This window comes from Streptomyces spiralis, from assembly GCF_014654675.1.
Taxonomy (GTDB): domain Bacteria; phylum Actinomycetota; class Actinomycetes; order Streptomycetales; family Streptomycetaceae; genus Streptomyces; species Streptomyces spiralis.
In genome coordinates this window covers 226051-242916 of sequence record NZ_BNBC01000002.1, presented here as the reverse complement: position 1 = coordinate 242916, position 16866 = coordinate 226051, and the positions used below count along the sequence as shown (strand labels likewise).

Here is a 16866-nt window from a genome sequence, read left to right as displayed (position 1 = left end):
GGCCTGGACGGTGAGACCGTCCAGCGGAGAGCCACGGGGATCTACCAGCGAACCGCCCCCAGATCCCGGGAGATCGCCCGGGCCGCCTCCCGGAGCAGCGCGATCAGCGCGGGCAACGGCCGGCCCCGGGGATCGCAGATCCGCTCGACGGCGCCGGACAGGCCGATCGCGCCCACCACGAGACCGCCGTGGCCGCGGATCGGGGCGGCGATGCCGGCGTCTCCCATGCTCATCTCCTGCACCTCGGCTCCCCAGCCGAGCTCGCGGATCTCGGCCAGCGCCCGGTCCAGGTCCTCCCGTACGACGAGGGTGTGGCGGGTGTACGCCTCCAGGCCGTCCGCGGGCATCGGGTCGAGGGTGGCGGTGCCGAAGGCCAGCAGGACCTTGCCGAGCGAGGAGGCGTGCAGTGGCAGCAGCGCGCCCACGTCCAGGGTCTGCAGGGTGTCGTCGGGCCGGAAGACGTGGTGGACGATGAGGACCTTGCCCTCCAGGGGCGTGCCCAGGCGGACGGCCTCCCCGCTGCGGGCGGCCAGCGCGTCGGCCCAGTTGATGGAGCGCGAGCGCAGTTCGTTGACGTCGAGGTAGCTGGTGCCCAGGTGCAGCAGCGCGGCCCCGAGCTGGTACTTCCCGGTGCCCTCGTCCTGCTCGACGAAGTCGACGTGCTGGAGGGTGCGCAGAATGCCGTGGGCGGTGCCCTTGGCCAGCCCGAGGGACGACGCCACCTCGCCGAGCCCGAGCCTGCGGGGCCCACCGGCGAGCAGGCGCAGGATCGCCGCCGCTCGTTCGATGGACTGGACGGGTCCGGCCATACGGTGATTTTAGTCCTGTTTGCCCCGGTGAGGAGTGCCGTTCGGTAATGCCGACCGCCGCGCGTTGACCGGGCACGCATCCGTTTCTTAGCGTTCTTTGTCGCGCCCGGCTCCCGGTCGGCAGCGCCGCCCGGAGGAGGAGGGGACACCATGTCCGTAGCGCAGCTCGAGGCCGCGCCTCACAGGGAGGTGGACCACGCCTTCCCGCTGCCGGACACGCCAGGTACCGTGTCGGCCGTCCGCCATCGCGTTCGCGCGCTCCTGGGCGCCTGGGACCTGCCCGCCGAAGCCGCCGACGACGTGCTCCTCGTCGTCTCGGAACTCGTCACCAACGCACTCGTGCACGCCCGGCCGCCCGCCACGCTGCGCCTGTGGCGGCTGCCGGTCGACGGCCGACGGGCCGTCCACGTCGAGGTGAGCGACCTGGGGCCCGCGGCACCGCCCGGACCGGCGGCGGCACCGGACCCGGACGAGCACGGCCGCGGCCTGAACATCGTCACCGCGCTGTCGGCCCGGTGCGGGGTGCGCGCGGACTGCGGCGGGACCAGCCGGTGGGCGGAGGTCCTCGCGGGCTGAACGCTCAGCCGGGGCCGCCGCAGGACCCTCAGCCGGGGCCGCCGCAGGACCCTCGGCCGGGGCTGCCGCAGGTGATCGGATCCGACCCCGGTTCGGCCATGTCGGCGCCCTTCTGCTTCGCGCCGGTGGGCCGCGCGGCACCGGGCGGCGCGGGACGAACACCGCGAGGCCGTGAAGCGGCTCAGCCGCCGCCGGACGGCGCTGCCGTGGTGCCACGCACCTCCAGGACGGGCACGGTCAGGTCCACGGTACGCGGACGGCCCGGGTCCTCGATCCGGTCCAGCAGCCGCTGCGCGGCGCGCCGGCCCACGTCGTGGCTCGCGTTGTCCACCGTGGTCAGCCACAGGTGCCGCAGCCGGGACAGGTAGGTGTTGTCGTATCCGGCCAGGGACAGGTCGCCGGGCACCCTGAGACCGCTCTCCTCGGCCGCCGACAGCGCGCCGACACAGGTCATGTCGTTGACGGCGAACACGGCGGTCGGCCGCTGCCGGCGGCTCAGCAGCCGGACGGTGGCCCGGTAGCCGCCCTCCTCGGTGAGGTCGCCCTGCTCCACCACCGCCGTGTCCGCCAGACCGTGCTCGCGCATGGCGGCCTCGAAACCCCGGCGGCGCAGCTCACCGACCGCGCCCCGCCCCGCGATGTGCGCGATGCGCCGGTGACCGAGGCCGATGAGGTGCTCGGTGGCCAGCCGGGCACCGCGCTCGTCGTCGCCCGCGATCACGTCCACCCCGGGCAGTTCCGGTTCCCGGGTGCCGGCCACGACGGTGGGCACCCGGTCGGCCGCCGTGCGCAGCGCCGCCGGGTCCTGAAGGGTGCCGACGGCGACCACGCCGTCCACACGCAGTTCGGTGAACGTACGGGTGAGGTCCTGCCCCAGGCGCCGGTTGAGCCGTCCGTCGGCGAGCAGCACGTGCAGGCCGCTGTCGTGGAGGCGGGCGTTCAGTCCGTCGAGGAGTTCGACGAACCAGGGGTTGCGCAGGTCGTTCAGGAGGACGCCGACGGTTCGGGTGCGCCGCTCGCTGAGGCTGCGGGCGGCGGCGTTGGGCCGGTAGCCGAGCTCCTCGATCGCGGCGAGGACGGCCCGCCGCTTCTCGGGACGCACGCTCTCGGAGCCGCGCAGCACCAGCGAGACCAGGGACTTCGACACACCGGCCCGCGCGGCCACGTCACGAATGGTCGGGGGTCGCACGCGATGGACCGTTCCACAAGCGGACGGCCCTTGTAAAGGGCGAGTGCGCGGCCGGGATCAGTGCCTTGACACCCGGCGGGGGCGACAGTCATGGTGAGCGAGGTTTTGGATCGGTCCAAAGACGGGCTGTGAAGAGGGGCTGCCATGGTGAACACGCTCGGCGTCGCCGTCGTCGGATTCGGCTGGATGGGGCGGGTGCACACCCAGTCCTACGTCCGTGTGCCCCACCACTTCCCGGAACTGACGGTCCGTCCGCACCTGGTCGCGGTCGCCGACGAGGTGCCCGGCCGGGCGGACGAGGCGGCCGGGCGGTACGGCTTCGACTCCGCGACCCGCGACTGGCGGGAGATCGCCGCCGATCCCCGGGTGCGGGCGGTCAGCATCACCGCGCCGAACTTCCTGCACCGCGAGATCGGTGTCGCCATGGCCGAGGCCGGCAAGCACATCTGGATCGAGAAGCCGGTCGGCCTCACCGCCGACGACGCCCGCGCGGTCGCCGACGCGGCCGCGCGGGCCGGCGTGCAGGGCACCGTCGGCTTCAACTACCGCAACGCGCCCGCCGTCGCCGCCGCCCGCGAGATGATCGCCACCGGCGAGATCGGCGCGGTGACCCATGTCCGCATCCGGCTGTTCAGCGACTACGCCGCCCACCCCGAAGGTGCGCTGACGTGGCGGTACGAGCGCGAGCGCGGCGGCAGCGGGGTCCTGGGCGACCTGGCCTCCCACGGTGTCGACCTCGCCCGCCACCTGATCGGCGAGATCGACTCGCTGGCCGCCGACACGGCCGTGTTCGTCCCCGAGCGGGCCCGCCCGGCCGGCGCCACCGCCGGGCACGCCCGGGCGACGGGCGGTGAGTCCGGCCCCGTCGAGAACGACGACTACGCCGGCTGCCTGCTGCGCTTCGCCTCGGGCGCCCGAGGCGTGCTGGAGGCCTGCCGGGTCTCGGTCGGCGAGCAGAACGCCTACGGCTTCGAGATCCACGGCACCACGGGCGCGCTGTTCTGGGACTTCCGCCGCATGGGCGAGCTCGGCGTCAGCCGCGGCACCGCGTACCAGGACCAGCCCGTCAGCACCCTCCACGTCGGCCCCGGGCACGGTGAGTACGCCGCCTTCCAGCCCGGGGCGGCCAACGCCATGGGCTACGACGACCTGAAGGTCATCGAGGCCCACCACTTCCTGCGCTCCGTCACGGAGGGCACCGCCCACGGCGCGACCCTCGCCGACGCCGTCGCCGCGGCGACGGCCCTGGACGCCATGGCCGTCTCGGCACGCGAGCGGAGGTGGGTGACGGTGGCGTGAGCCCTCACCCCGGCCGTCACCCGAGCCGTCAGCGGGTCGGCACGAGCGGGAGGTCGTCCGTGTAGCCGTTGATCGGTCGCGGGATCTTCTTGATCTCACGGGCGTCCATGGCCGCCTGGGCGGACGTCGTGCCCAGGGTGCCGCCCGGGTGCCAGGTACCGGTGACGGACACCCAGGTGTCGGCGGCCGGCGCCGGTGTCCCGTAGATCCGTACCTTCACGGACTGGGCGTCCGCCGCGCAGCAGGAGAGGATGATCCGGGTCAGGTACCAGGTGTCGCGGCCCTTCTCCGGCGTGACGAAGCCGGTCAGCAGGACGGTGCGGCCCCGGATGGCCTGCTCGCGGTCCTGCTGCACCCGGCGGGTGAAGTCGGTGAGGGTCATCGGGAGCGGTGACGTCGCGGGCAGCGGGTCGAAGTGACTCTGCCGGTCGACGGCCCTGGGGGCCTCGCGGGAGGCGGTGTACGCGCCGAGGGCCGGCGGGGCGTAGAACAGCAGGCTGAGCGCCGGAAGCAGCAGCAGCCAGGCGACGCGGGGCACGGAGCCGTGGTCGTGACCGTGAACGGCGTGGCGGGAGGCGTTGCCGTGACCGTCGTGGGGGGCGTGGCCGTGACCGTCGTGGGGGGCGTGGGCGGTGCCCGCGTCCGGCCGCGACGCCCATGCTTCCGCCACGCCCAGGACGAGCAGCACCGCGCCGGAGGCGATCAGCAGCGGTCGCATGCCCTCCTTGACGTAGCGCAGGAAGAGGTCGGTGAAGAGCGAGGCGTGCAGCAGGCCGAGGCCGCTGAGCACGAGCAGGGCCACCTGAAGGGGGCGTCTCACAGCAGGAAACCTCCGACGAGCGCGCTGCACAGTACGGCGACGACCATGGTGGCGGTGGAGAAGCGGACCGCGAACGCGCGGCCGAAGGTGCCGGTCTGAAGGGCGATCAGCTTCAGGTCGACCATGGGGCCGACCACCATGAACGTCAGCCGGGCGAGGGGGGAGAACCCGGTGAGCGAGGCCGCGACGAAGGCGTCGGCCTCCGAGCAGACCGCCAGCAGGACGGCGAGCGCCGCCAGGAACAGCACCGACAGCCAGGGCGAGCCGGAGAAGGTGTCGAGCACCGTGCGCGGGACCGTCACGTTGAAGGTGGCCGCGGCCATGGCGCCGAGCACCAGGAAGCCGCCCGCGTGCAGGAAGTCGTGCTGGAAGCCGCGCCGGAACTCCGTCCAGCGGTTGTGCCCCGGCTGGTGCCCGGTGTGCCGCACGGTGGGCCGGAGCCACTTCTCACGGCCCAGGAAGAGCCAGAGCCAGCCCATGACGGCGGCGGTGGCCAGCGAGGCGAGCAGCCGGGCCAGCACCATGGCGGGCTTGCCGGGGAAGGCGATCGCCGTGGCGGTCAGCACGACCGGGTTGACGGCGGGCGCCGACAGCAGGAACGCGAACGCGGCGGCCGGGGTCACGCCCCGGTTGATCAGGCTGTTCGCGACCGGCACCGAGGCGCATTCGCAGCCGGGCAGGACGACTCCGGCGACCCCGGCCACCGGGACGGCGAGGACGGGCCGCTTCGGCAGCACCCGGCTGAACACGCGGGCCGGTACGAAGGCGTTGATGGCGCCGGACAGGGCCGTGCCGAGCAGCAGGAAGGGCAGCGCCTGGACGGTGACGGCGAGACAGACGGTCCGCCAGGCCTGCAGCGCAGGCGCGTCCGCCCACCGCCCGGCGGCGAAGATCACCCCGCCGGGGACGACGGCCGCGCCCAGCAGGAGGATCGGCCAGAACCGGGGCAGGCCGCGGGCGGAGGCGTCGTCGGCCGCCACGGAGGCGGCAGGGACCGCCGAGGGCGTCACCGCCTCCTCCCCCAGTACGTCTGTCTCGCGCATGCAGGCTCCGAAGATCGATTCTCCGGAGAGAACATAGCGGGCCCGCCGCCCCGTCCCGCGCGCGGGACGCGCCGACCGTTTTTGAACGCGTTCAACTCTCTGGGCTACAGTCGCTCCCACCGACAGAGGGGGTCGACGTCCGATGAAGATCGTGCTGCCCGGCGGGACCGGGCAGGTGGGTACGGTGCTCGAGCGCGCGCTTGCCGCCGCCGGGCACGAGGTCGTGGTGCTGAGCCGGCACCCCGTGGGCCCAAGGCAGGTCCGGTGGGACGGGCGGACCCTGGGTCCGTGGGCCGGGGTGATCGACGGCTGCGACATGGTGGTGAACCTGGCCGGACGCAGCGTCAGCTGCCGGTACACCCCCGCCAACCTCCGGGCGATGATGGACTCGCGGGTGGACTCCGCCCGGGTCGTGGGCGAGGCGATCGCCGCCGCCGTACGGCCGCCGCGTGTCTGGCTCCAGATGAGCACGGCCACCGTGTACGCCCATCGCTTCGACGCGCCCAACGACGAGCGGAGCGGGGTGATCGGCGGGTCGGAACCCGGGGTTCCCGGCTATTGGGCCTACAGCGTCGAGATCGCCAAGGCCTGGGAGCGTGAGCAGCAGCGGGCCGACACCCCGCACACCCGCAAGGTCGCCCTCCGTTCCGCCATGGTGATGAGCCCCGACCGGGGCGGTGTCCTCGACGTCCTGCTGTGGCTGACCCGGCTGGGTCTGGGCGGCCCGGTGGCGGGCGGCGGGCAGTACGTGTCCTGGATCCACGAGCACGACTTCGTGCGCGCGGTGGAGTTCCTGGCCGGCCGGGAGGACATCGCCGGGCCGGTGAACCTCGCGGCGCCGAACCCCGTGCCGCAGCGCGCCCTCATGCGCGAGCTGCGCACCGCCTGGGGTGTCCCGATGGGTCTGCCGGCGACCGCGTGGATGGCGGAGACCGGCGCCTTCGTGCTGCGCACGGACACCGAACTGCTGTTGAAGAGCCGACGTGTCGTGCCCGGCCGCCTGCTCGAGGCGGGCTTCGCCTTCGACCACCCGCAGTGGCCGCAGGCCGCCGCGGACCTCGTCCGACGCGTCCGGACCCGACCGCGCGCCCGCCGCCCCGCCCGCGGCACGCGATGAGCGCCCCCGACCCGCCGACCGCACGACGGTCGACACCGGCAGGAATCCTCCGGGCGCCGAGGCGGCCCCAGTGGCAGTGCTCGGCGCGCGCAATCCGTTTCGGGCTGGTGTGCTGGGGGTGGGGGTACGTGTCGGGAGCGCCGTATCGAACCGGGAGAGTCGGACATGAGTACCTACAGAGTCGCCCAGGCGACCGCTGCCGGTGGGCCGTTGGAGATCGCCGAGCGTGAGGTGGTGGAGCCGGGTCCCGGACATGTGCGGATCGCCGTGGAGGCCTGCGGCGTCTGCCACAGCGACGCGTTCTTCGTGGACGCGGCGGTGCCCGGCGTCCGGTTCCCGGTGGTTCCCGGGCACGAGATCGCCGGCCGGATCGACGCGCTCGGCGAGGGCGCGCGGGAGTTCGGCTGGCAGGAGGGCGACCGGGTGGCGGTGGGCTGGTTCGGCGGCAGCTGCCGCCACTGCACGCCGTGCCGGCAGGGCGACTTCATCGTGTGCGAGAACCTGAAGGTGCCCGGCTGGGCGTACGACGGAGGCTTCGCCGAGCGGGTGATCGCACCGGTCGACGCCCTGGCCCGGATCCCCGAGGGGCTGGCGGCGAGCGACGCGGGGCCCATGGCGTGCGCCGGCGTGACCGTGTTCAACGGGCTGCGGCGCAGCCCCGCCCGGCCCGGCGACCTGGTCGCGGTGCTCGGCATCGGCGGCCTGGGGCACCTGGGAGTGCAGTACGCGGTGGCCATGGGCCTGGAGACGGTGGCGATCGCCCGGGGCGCCGACAAGGCCGAGATCGCCAAGCGGCTGGGCGCCCACCACTATGTCGACAGCACGGCGGGCACGCCCGTCGCCGAGGCGCTGCGCTCCCTGGGCGGCGCGCGGGTCGTCCTGGCCACCGCGGGCAGTTCCGAGGCCATCGCGGCGACCGTGGACGGGCTCTCGCACCGCGGCGAACTGGTCGTCATCGGCGCGACGCCCGAGCCGCTGGGGATCAGCCCGTTGCAGCTGATCATGGCCGGCAAGGAGATCCGCGGCCATCCGTCCGGCACCGCGCAGGACGTGCAGGACACCATGGCGTTCAGCGCTCTGCACGGGATCCGCCCGATGACCGAGACGGTACCGCTGGAGCGGGCCGACGAGGCGTACCGGAAGATGCTCTCGGGCGCCGCCCGCTTCCGTATGGTGCTCACCACGACGTGAACGGCGTGACCACCCGGGCCCGCACAGTCAGGGCTTGCGGGCCAGCAGGCAGGCGTGCCGCCGGGTCAGCCTCCCCTGGGGCTCCTGCTCCAGGGTCGCGGTGACCACGAGCCCGGCCCGGCCCAGCAGTTCGGCCACCCGTTCCGCCGGCGACAGGTACGACTCGTAGGACACGGGGTGGCCGTACCCCTGGACGGGGCGCAGGTGTTCGTCGCCGGTGTAGCACCCCCACAGCAGATGGCCGCCGGGCGCGAGGACGCGGTGGAACTCGGCGAAGACCGCGGGCAGGTGGGCGGGGGGCGTGTGGTGCGTGGAGTACCAGGCCAGGATGCCGCCGACGGCGCCGCCGCCGATCCCGAGGGCGGTCATCGACCCCTGTACGAACCGCAGGTGCGGATGGGCGCGCCGGGCCAGCGAGAGCATCCGGGACGACAGGTCGACACCGAAGGCGTCGACGCCGGACGCGGCGAGGTGGGCGGTGACCTTGCCGGGCCCGCACCCCACGTCGGCGACCGGCCCCGTCCCGGCGCGCCGCACCGACTCGGCGAACACCGCCAGCATGCCGCGGGACAGCGGATCCAACGCGGCCGGTTCCGGCACGCGTTGGGCGTAGGTGGCGGCGACTGTGTCGTACGACTCGCGCACGGCAGCGAGATAGTCGGTCTCGGTCACACCGCCACGCTATCCGAGCACACGCGCCGCCCACGGCACGGGGCCTCGAGCGGTGCCGTCACACGAACGGCCGCACACCCGACACCGGCACCCACACCCATCGCCTACACATTTCCCCCACCTTTCCGTCACCTGACCATCACGTCTTGGGTAAGCTCCTGCCGCTCCGTTCGCACCACTGAGGGGGGAACCTCATGCGTATACGCTCCGCGCTCGCCACCACCGCCGCCACCGCCACCGTCGCGGCGGTCGCCGTCGTCGCCGCGGCCCCGGCACAGGCTGCCGAGTACTCCTCCGCCCTGAAGATCAAGGGCATCCAGTACGACGCGCCCGGGCGGGACTCCAACAGCTGCAGCACGGGCAACACCAAGAGCGAGTACCTGACCATCAAGAACTACTCGCGCTCCACGACGGTCAACCTCAAGGGCTACGTCGTCAAGGACGCCGCCGGCAACACGTACCGGTTCTCCGCCAACCACTACCTCCAGCCCGGCGACTATGTGAGCCTGCGCGGCGGCAAGGGCACGGAGTCCGACGCCAAGAACGTCGCCTACCGCCAGAACTGCAACTTCATGTGGAACAACGACAAGGACACCGTCTACCTCTACAAGCCCTCCGGCGCCCGCGCGGACGTGCACTCCTACACCAGGTCCCGCGACGACCGGGACGGCAACGGCTACATCACGTACCACGGCTGACCCCGCGCCCGGGCCTGTTCCTGACGGCTACTCCTCGTCCTGCGTGCTGACGCGGGTGCGCCCGGGCTCGGGCGGCACGCCTTCCTGGGCGCGGACGGTGAGGACGTCGCCGACGAAGAGGTCGTAGGCGAGCACGCCGACCACACCACCGACCAGCGGCCCGACGATGGGGATCCACCAGTAGTGGCTGAACGAACCGGCCAGGGACCCCGGTAGCGCAAGGTCGCCCCACCCCGCGGCGAACGTGAACAGCCGGGGGCCGAAGTCGCGGGCCGGGTTGATGGCGTATCCGGCGTTCGCGCCGTACGAGATGCCGATCGCGGCGACGACGAAGCCGACCACCAGCGGCCCGAGGTTGGCCTTCACCGCGGTGTTGCGCAGGTCGACGACCGCCGCGATCAGCATCAGCAGCAGCGCGGTGCCGACGATCTGGTCCACCAGCGGTCCCCAGACGCCGCCGTGGAAGTAGGGCGCCGGGAAGGTCGCGAAGATGGAGAACGAGGCGACGGTGTGCCCGTTGGTCTTCGGTCCCTTCATCGCCGCGTCGAAGGTGTTGATGGCGTCGTGGTACACGGCGTACACCAGGGCCGCTCCGGCGAAGGCGCCCACCAGTTGCGCGCACCAGTACGGGACCACCTTCACCCACGGGAACCTGCGCCGCACCGCGAAGGCCAGCGTGACCGCGGGGTTGATGTGCGCGCCGCTGACGCCGCCGGCCACGTACACGCCGAAGACCACGGCGAACGCCCAGCCCCAGGTGATCAGCAGCCAGTCCCCGGCCCCCAGGAAGAAGGTGGTGGGCCCTGCCGTCCGGCCCGATCCGGGCAGCGCCGCGACCGCCGTGGCCACCGAGCCGCATCCGAAGGCGATGAGGACGAAGGTCCCCAGGAACTCAGCCAGGCACTCGCCCCACAGACCTCCACGGCGCCTGAGACGTGAGGGTTTGATCAGAGGCGGTATCTCTACGGCCATACAGGCCCCCTCGACGAACGGTCCGGCCCGCGGGCCGGCACAGCCCTGCTTCGGGCGGCCCCGCGATCGTGCGCAGTCGCGGCCCCGCGTCACTGCTCAGTGTGCGCGTCCGTACGGGCTGTGGCCACTCGGCTGACAAGGGTTTCCCATCGGGCCGCCCTCCGCACCCGCGCGCACCGTCGCGACGCGCGGGAAGGGCCGGACGAGTGAACTCCATATGGGTGATCCCGCCGCACGTCCCAGCCGGCGCGGGGGCCGGGAAACAAGCGGCGAGCCGGGCTGTACCGGCGTGCCGGTGACCCGCGGCCGGCCGGCGGCACAAGTGGCAACGGCCCCCTGACGGCACAAGACTGATCCATGCTTTGGTGATCAGTCTTCGCGATCAGGCCACAACGGATTCAGCCACAACGGATGCAGACGACAGCGCACGGTCTCGGGGACCGGTCACGCCGGCCGGTGGTTTTCGGCCCTTCCGCAGGGAGCACGCATGGTGGAGAAGTCTGCCGACATCCTGATGCCCGAGCCGGACGGACCCGCCATCGCCCCACGCGGAGACACCGCGCCGACGCCGACGGACACCGAACGGGAACTCGCCGGCATCCTGGCGGACCTCGTGGACGCCGACGATGTGCCGGCGGACAGCCACTTCTTCACCGACCTCGGCGCGAACTCCCTGGTGATGGCCCAGTTCTGCGCACGGGTGCGGAAGCGGCCGGACCTGCCGTCCGTGTCCATGAAGGACATCTACCGGTGCCCCACGATCCGCGACCTGGCGGCCGCGCTCGCACAGCCCGCGTCCGCGCCCGCCGGATCCGCCACCTCGGCCACCGCCCCGGAACCCGCCTCACCCCCCGCGCCTCCGGCACGGCCGGGCCCGTCGGCGCCGGAGCCGCCGCCCGCCCGGGACGCACCGGGCGGTACGGTGCGCTACCTGCTGTGCGGGACCCTTCAGCTGCTGATCTTCCTCGGCTACTCGTTCGTGATCGGGATGGCGACCACCCAGGGCTATGAATGGGTCGCCTCGGCCTCGGGTCTCCTGGCCATCTATCTGCGGTCGCTCGTGTGCGGCGGCGCCGGGTTCATCGCCGTGTGCGCCTTCCCGGTGGTGGCCAAGTGGATTCTCGTCGGACGGTGGAAAGCCGGTGAGTTCCCGGTCTGGTCTCTGGCGTATCTGCGGTTCTGGATCGTCAAGGCGCTGCTCCACGCCAATCCCATGATCCTCTTCGTCGGCAATCCGCTGTACGTGATGTATCTGCGGGCGCTCGGCGCACGGATCGGCAAGGACGTCACGATCCTCTCCCGCTCCGTGCCGGTCTGCACCGACCTGCTCACCATCGGCGCCGGCACGGTGATCCGCAAGGACGCGTACTTCCTCTGCTACCGAGCGCACGCCGGGCGCATCCAGACCGGCCGGATCACCCTCGGCCGGGACGTGTTCGTCGGTGAGAAGACGGTGCTCGACATCGACACCGCCATGGGCGACGAGGCCCAGCTCGGACACGCCTCCGCCCTGTACCGGGGTGAGGAGATCCCTTCCGGCGAGCGCCGCCACGGCTCCCCGGCACAGCCCACGCAGGTCGACCACGTGCGGGTGCCCCCGGCCCGGTGCGGCACCCTGCGGCGGGCCTGCTTCGCGCTGTCCTCCCTGCTCCAGCTGCTCCTGATCTATCTGCCGCTCGTCGTCGGCGGCGTGTACATGGTGTTCGCCGCGGTCCCGGCGCTCAGCGACCGGTTGGACGCGCGGACGCGGGCCACCTCGACCGGGGAGTTCGTCACCGACACGCTGGTCGTGGCCTCGGTGCTGTTCCTCGGCGGTCTCGTCCTGGGCGTGGCCGCCCTGTGCACGGTGCCGCGGCTGCTGCGCCTGGTGGTCAGACCCGACCGGACCTATCCCCTCTACGGCTTCCGATACGCCGCCCTCCGGCTGACGACCGCCCTGACGAACATCCGGTTCTTCACCTGGCTCTTCGGCGACAGCTCCTACATCGTCCCCTATCTGCGCGGCATCGGATACGACCTGTCGAAGGTCGAGCAGACCGGCTCCAACTTCGGCACCGAGGTCCAGCACGAGACCCCGTTCCTGGTGTCCGTCGGCAGCGGCACGATGGTCGCCGACGGGCTGTCCGTCCTCAACGCGGACTACTCCCGCACGTCCTTCCGGGTCTCCCGGGTCTCGATCGGCGCCCGCAACTTCCTCGGCAACAACATCGCCTTTCCGGCCGGTGGCCGGACCGGCGACAACTGCCTGCTGGCCACCAAGGTGATGGTTCCCCTGGACGGCGAGATCCGCGAGGGGGTCGGCCTGCTCGGCTCGCCCTGCTTCGAGATCCCCCGCACGGTCGAGCGCGACACCCGGTTCGACCATCTGCGCACCGGCGAGGAACTGCGCCGCAACCTCGCCGCGAAGAATCGTTACAACGCCCGCTCGATGGCGCTCCATCTGTTCCTGCGCTGGCTGCACACGGTCGCGCTCACGGCGGTCGGTCTGGCCTCGGTCGACCTGTACGGCACGCTGGGACACGTGGTGATCGCCTGCTCCCTGGCGCTCACCGTCGCCTTCAGCGCGGGCTACTACGTGCTGGTGGAGCGGATGCTCACCTCGTTCCGCCCGCTGCGCCCCCGGCTGTGCTCCATCTACGACCCCTACTTCTGGTGGCACGAGCGGCTGTGGAAGGTGCCGGACCACTACCTCGCCCTGTTCAACGGGACGCCGTTCAAGAGCCTGATGTGGCGGCTGATGGGGGTGCGCATCGGCCGCCGGGTCTTCGACGACGGCTGCTACATCACGGAGCGGACGCTCACCGCGATCGGGGACGACTGCACGCTGAACGTCGGCAGCAAGATCCAGTGCCATTCGCAGGAGGACGGCACCTTCAAGTCCGACCGCACCACGCTGGGCGCCGACGTCACCCTCGGGGTCGGCGCGCATGTCCACTACGGCGTGACGGTGGGCGACTCGGCGGTGCTGGCCCCCGACTCCTTCCTGATGAAGGGAGAGGAAGTCTCCGCGAACGCGCACTGGGAAGGCAACCCCGCCGCGCCGACGGCGAACTGAGGAAGGGTCATTCGATGGGAACGCTCGTGGCAGCGGACCGGGACTTCTGGGCCGACGTGCTGACCGCCGGTGGATTCACCGCCGTTCCACGGTGGGTGGGCGGGCAGCCCGTGCCGGGTGTGGCCCGGCACGAGGAGCCGGTGCCGGCCGACGTGGTGGAGTCGGTGCGCGCGCTGGCGGCGGAGCTCGGGGTGCCGGTCAGCGCGGTGCTGCTGGCCGCCCACGCCAAGGTGCTGGCCGCGCTGTGCGGTGAGCGCGACGTGGTGACGGGGTACGCCACGGGGGGCGGGGGCGGGCCGGTGCCCTGCCGGCTGACCGTCGCGCCGCCGACGTGGCGCGGGCTGGTGCGCAGCGCCCGCCGGGTCGAGGCGGACCTGCTCACGCACCGGGACTTCCCCGTCGGCGAACTGCGGCGCGAACTGGGGCTGACACAGCCGCCGTACGAGGTGCTGTTCGACCCCGGGGAGACCGCGGGCACCGGCGACGGCACCCAGGGCTCCCGGACCGCCGAGAGCGCCCGGAGCGCCAAGGGCACCGAGGACTCGGGCGGCGGCGCCGGGCGCGCCCCCAGTGCCGGGGCCGCCGAGGGCGCGCTGCCCGGGGACGTGGTGCTGGACGTGCGCTGGAGCGACGGGGACGGGCCGGCGGCGCTGCGGCTGCGGTACCGCACGGACGCGCTGGACGCCGATGCGGTGGCCCGGATCGGCGGCTATCACCTGGCCGCGCTGCGGCTGATGACGGCCGACGCGGACGCCGAGCACGTCGGACAGAGCCTGCTGTCGCCCGAGGAGCTGCGCGAGCAGCTCGACGGACTGGCGGGACCGCACCGCGAGCTGCCCGAGGCGCGGGCGCACGAGCTGTTCGAGCGGCAGGTACGGGAGCGTCCTGACGCGGTGGCCGCGGTGCACGGCGAGCGCTCGTGGACGTACGCCGAGCTCAACGCCCGCGCGAACCGGCTGGCGCGGGCGCTGCTGGCGCGCGGGCTGGGCCGCGAGGACGTGGTGGCGGTGGTCACCGAACGCAACCTGGACTGGCTGGCGGCGGTCCTCGCCGTGTTCAAGGCGGGCGGCGTCTATCTGCCGATCGAGCCGCACTTCCCGCCCGGCCGGATCGCGGCGACACTGAAGCGGGCCGGGTGCCGGCTGGCCCTGACCGAGCCCGGCAGCACCGCCTCCCTGGACCGGGCCGTGGCCACGTCGGCGCCGGACGTCGAGAAGCTGCTGGTGGACACCGCCTACGCGGAGGACCACGCCGAGGACGACCTCGGGGTGGAGGTGGCACCCGGCGGGCTGGCGTACATCTACTTCACCTCCGGCTCCACGGGTGAGCCGAAGGGTGCGATGTGCGAGCACGCCGGCATGCTCAACCACCTGTTCGCCAAGATCGACGACCTGGGGATCGGTCCCGGCCGGGTGGTGGCGCAGACGGCACCGCAGTGCTTCGACATCTCGCTGTGGCAGCTGCTGGCCGCCCTGCTGGTGGGCGGGCGGACCCTGCTGGTGGAGCAGGACGCGGTCGTGGACGTGGAGCGGTTCGTGGACACGCTGGTCCGCGGCCGGGTGGGGGTGGCGCAGGTCGTGCCCTCCTACCTGGAGGTGGTGGCGTCGTACCTGGAGCAGCACCCGCGCGAACTGCCCGACCTGGCCTGTGTGTCGGTGACCGGGGAGGCGCTGAAACGGGAGCTGGTCCAGCGCTGGTTCGGCGTCGCCCCCGGCATCCGGCTGGTCAACGCCTACGGGCTGACCGAGACCTCCGACGACACCAACCACGAGGTCATGGACGCCGTGCCGGAACGGGTGCTGCTGGGCCGGCCGGTCAACAACGTCCGTGTCCTCGTCGTCGACGAGCACCTGTCGCTGGTGCCGCTGGGCGCGCCCGGGCTGATCGCCTTCTCCGGGGTCTGCGTGGGGCGCGGCTACGTCAACGACCCCGAACGCACCCGTGAGGCCTACCGGGAGGACCCGTACCGGCCGGGCGAGCGGCTGTATCTGGGCGGCGACTGGGGACGCTGGCACCCCGGGGGCAAGCTGGAGTTCCTGGGCCGCCGGGACAGCCAGGTCAAGATCCGTGGGTTCCGTATCGAGATCGGTGAGATCGAGAACACCCTGCTGCGGGTGCCGGGGGTGCGGGACGGCGCCGTGGTCGTCGCCGAACTCGCGGGCCGCAGCACGCATCTGATCGCCTACTACTCCGGCCGGCGCCTGGCGACGGAGGAGCTGCGGCGGGCGCTGGGGGACGCGCTGCCCGCGTACATGGTGCCGACGGCCTTCCACTGGCAGGACGCCCTGCCGCTGACCGCCAACGGCAAGATCGACCGCAAGGCCCTCACGGCGCTGGCCGAGCAGGCCGCACGGACCGAACCCGCGGCACGTGCGCAGGGGCCCGGCGGGGAGCACGGCGACGCCCCGCGCACGGCGACCGAGCGCAGGCTGGCCGAGGCGTGGGCCGAACTGCTGGGGCTGCCCGCGGAGCGGATCGGCCGCGGGGACCACTTCTTCGACTCCGGCGGCACCTCGCTGTCGGCGGTGAAGCTCACCATCGCCCTGAACCGGGCCGTGTCCCTGAAGGACATCACCCGCCATCCGGTCCTGGCCGACCTCGCCGCGCTGCTGGACGGCACGGCCCGGCAGCGCGCCGGGCTGCTTCAGCCGCTGGCGGGAGCGGACGGCCGGCGGGAGTGCGCCCTCGTGTGCTTCCCGTACGCGGGCGGCAACGCGGTCAACTTCCAGCCGATGGCGAGCGCCCTGGCGGGCAGCGGTCTGGCGGTGTACGCCGTCGAGCTGCCCGGCCACGACCTGGCCGCCGCCGACGAGCCGTTCGCGCCGTTGGAGCAGGTGGTCGAGGAGGTCGTCGCCGAGATCACCGGGCGGGGGATCGGGCGCGTCATGCTGTGGGGCCACTCCTCCGGCACCGCCCTCGCCGTGGAGACGGCGCGCCGGCTGCCCCGGCGCGGGGTGGAGGTGGTGCGGGTGTTCCTCGGCGCGCAGTTGCCCGGGACGGCCGCCGAGCGGCGCGCCGCCGCGGCGGAGCTGGCGCGGTGCGGCAACGCCGAGATCGCGGCGCGGCTGGGCGCGGACAGCGGCTACACGGAGCTGGGAGAGCTGAACGCGCGGCACGCCGAGCACATCGGTGCCGCCTACCGGCACGACTGCGTCTCGGCGCACCACTACTTCGCCGACGCCCTGGACTCCCCGCCGGCGGCGAGGCTGGCCGCGCCGGTCACCGTGGTCGTCGCCGCCGACGATCCGCACACCGCCGGATTCCACGAGCGTCACCGTGACTGGCGGCTCCTGGCCGACCACGTGGATCTGCGTGAACTCGCCGACGGCGGCCACTACTTCCCCCGCACCCGGCCGGCCGAGGCGGCGCGGGCCGTGCTCGGCGCCGCTGAGTTGCTGGCCTCCTCCTGAGGCCCTCCCCGCCCA

At 72.9% G+C, this 16866-nt stretch carries 13 protein-coding genes; 7 read left to right on the top strand and 6 right to left on the bottom strand.

Going from position 1 to position 16866, the window contains the following annotated elements:
• Window positions 1-41: 41 nt before the first annotated feature.
• Window positions 42-809 carry an IclR family transcriptional regulator gene (locus IE318_RS03465; protein ID WP_189896144.1) on the bottom strand — a complete coding sequence of 256 codons (768 nt, stop codon included), beginning with the start codon at window positions 807-809 and terminating at the stop codon, window positions 42-44.
• Between the two features lie 150 nt (window positions 810-959).
• Here IE318_RS03465 and IE318_RS03460 point away from each other — a divergent pair, with 150 nt between their 5' ends.
• On the top strand, window positions 960-1385 hold the full coding sequence (locus IE318_RS03460; RefSeq protein ID WP_189896141.1) for an ATP-binding protein: 426 nt from the start codon (window positions 960-962) through the stop codon (window positions 1383-1385).
• Between the two features lie 181 nt (window positions 1386-1566).
• Here IE318_RS03460 and IE318_RS03455 read toward each other — a convergent pair whose 3' ends face one another.
• Window positions 1567-2574 carry a LacI family DNA-binding transcriptional regulator gene (locus IE318_RS03455; protein ID WP_189896138.1) on the bottom strand — a complete coding sequence of 336 codons (1008 nt, stop codon included), beginning with the start codon at window positions 2572-2574 and terminating at the stop codon, window positions 1567-1569.
• A gap of 144 nt (window positions 2575-2718) precedes the next feature.
• On the opposite strand from IE318_RS03455, the gene IE318_RS03450 reads away from it, so the two are divergent.
• Window positions 2719-3873, top strand: coding sequence for a Gfo/Idh/MocA family protein (locus tag IE318_RS03450; protein WP_189896136.1), 1155 nt, complete (start codon window positions 2719-2721; stop codon window positions 3871-3873).
• A gap of 28 nt (window positions 3874-3901) precedes the next feature.
• On the opposite strand, the gene IE318_RS03445 is transcribed toward IE318_RS03450, so the two are convergent.
• Window positions 3902-4693: a TIGR03943 family putative permease subunit gene (locus IE318_RS03445; RefSeq protein ID WP_189896134.1), complete on the bottom strand. Its 792-nt coding sequence runs from the start codon at window positions 4691-4693 to the stop codon at window positions 3902-3904.
• A complete protein-coding gene (locus IE318_RS03440) occupies window positions 4690-5736 on the bottom strand; it encodes a permease (RefSeq protein ID WP_189896132.1) in 1047 nt (348 codons plus the stop codon). Before IE318_RS03440 ends, IE318_RS03445 begins: the two co-directional genes overlap by 4 nt.
• 142 nt (window positions 5737-5878) lie before the next feature.
• Between IE318_RS03440 and IE318_RS03435 the strand changes: the two genes are divergently transcribed.
• Both IE318_RS03435 and IE318_RS03430 read left to right on the top strand, forming a co-directional pair.
• Complete coding sequence (locus IE318_RS03435) at window positions 5879-6853, top strand: TIGR01777 family oxidoreductase (protein WP_189896130.1); 975 nt, start codon at window positions 5879-5881, stop codon at window positions 6851-6853.
• A 165-nt stretch (window positions 6854-7018) separates the two neighbouring features.
• Complete coding sequence (locus tag IE318_RS03430; protein WP_189896127.1) at window positions 7019-8044, top strand: alcohol dehydrogenase; 1026 nt, start codon at window positions 7019-7021, stop codon at window positions 8042-8044.
• A 27-nt stretch (window positions 8045-8071) separates the two neighbouring features.
• Here IE318_RS03430 and IE318_RS03425 read toward each other — a convergent pair whose 3' ends face one another.
• Window positions 8072-8716 carry a class I SAM-dependent methyltransferase gene (locus IE318_RS03425; RefSeq protein WP_189896125.1) on the bottom strand — a complete coding sequence of 215 codons (645 nt, stop codon included), beginning with the start codon at window positions 8714-8716 and terminating at the stop codon, window positions 8072-8074.
• A 194-nt stretch (window positions 8717-8910) separates the two neighbouring features.
• On the opposite strand from IE318_RS03425, the gene IE318_RS03420 reads away from it, so the two are divergent.
• Window positions 8911-9414 (top strand): lamin tail domain-containing protein, encoded by a 504-nt coding sequence (locus tag IE318_RS03420; protein WP_189896122.1) that lies wholly within the window; start codon window positions 8911-8913, stop codon window positions 9412-9414.
• Between the two features lie 27 nt (window positions 9415-9441).
• Here the strand turns inward: IE318_RS03420 and IE318_RS03415 are convergent, their stop codons facing one another.
• Window positions 9442-10386 (bottom strand): MIP/aquaporin family protein, encoded by a 945-nt coding sequence (locus IE318_RS03415; RefSeq protein ID WP_189896120.1) that lies wholly within the window; start codon window positions 10384-10386, stop codon window positions 9442-9444.
• A 487-nt stretch (window positions 10387-10873) separates the two neighbouring features.
• On the opposite strand from IE318_RS03415, the gene IE318_RS03410 reads away from it, so the two are divergent.
• On the top strand, window positions 10874-13441 hold the full coding sequence (locus tag IE318_RS03410) for a Pls/PosA family non-ribosomal peptide synthetase (RefSeq protein ID WP_189896118.1): 2568 nt from the start codon (window positions 10874-10876) through the stop codon (window positions 13439-13441).
• A 14-nt stretch (window positions 13442-13455) separates the two neighbouring features.
• Complete coding sequence (locus IE318_RS03405; RefSeq protein ID WP_189896116.1) at window positions 13456-16851, top strand: non-ribosomal peptide synthetase; 3396 nt, start codon at window positions 13456-13458, stop codon at window positions 16849-16851.
• The last annotated feature ends 15 nt before the right edge of the window (window positions 16852-16866 follow it).

Bases quoted from the DNA above. Each gene is read 5' to 3' on its own strand.
- IE318_RS03450 (WP_189896136.1), top strand. From the start codon at position 2,719: ATGGTGAACACGCTCGGCGTCGCCGTCGTCGGATTCGGCTGGATGGGG.
- IE318_RS03440 (WP_189896132.1), bottom strand. From the start codon at position 5,736: ATGCGCGAGACAGACGTACTGGGGGAGGAGGCGGTGACGCCCTCGGCG.
- IE318_RS03415 (WP_189896120.1), bottom strand. From the start codon at position 10,386: ATGGCCGTAGAGATACCGCCTCTGATCAAACCCTCACGTCTCAGGCGC.
- IE318_RS03435 (WP_189896130.1), top strand. From the start codon at position 5,879: ATGAAGATCGTGCTGCCCGGCGGGACCGGGCAGGTGGGTACGGTGCTC.
- IE318_RS03405 (WP_189896116.1), top strand. From the start codon at position 13,456: ATGGGAACGCTCGTGGCAGCGGACCGGGACTTCTGGGCCGACGTGCTG.
- IE318_RS03460 (WP_189896141.1), top strand. From the start codon at position 960: ATGTCCGTAGCGCAGCTCGAGGCCGCGCCTCACAGGGAGGTGGACCAC.
- IE318_RS03465 (WP_189896144.1), bottom strand. From the start codon at position 809: ATGGCCGGACCCGTCCAGTCCATCGAACGAGCGGCGGCGATCCTGCGC.
- IE318_RS03430 (WP_189896127.1), top strand. From the start codon at position 7,019: ATGAGTACCTACAGAGTCGCCCAGGCGACCGCTGCCGGTGGGCCGTTG.
- IE318_RS03420 (WP_189896122.1), top strand. From the start codon at position 8,911: ATGCGTATACGCTCCGCGCTCGCCACCACCGCCGCCACCGCCACCGTC.
- IE318_RS03410 (WP_189896118.1), top strand. From the start codon at position 10,874: ATGGTGGAGAAGTCTGCCGACATCCTGATGCCCGAGCCGGACGGACCC.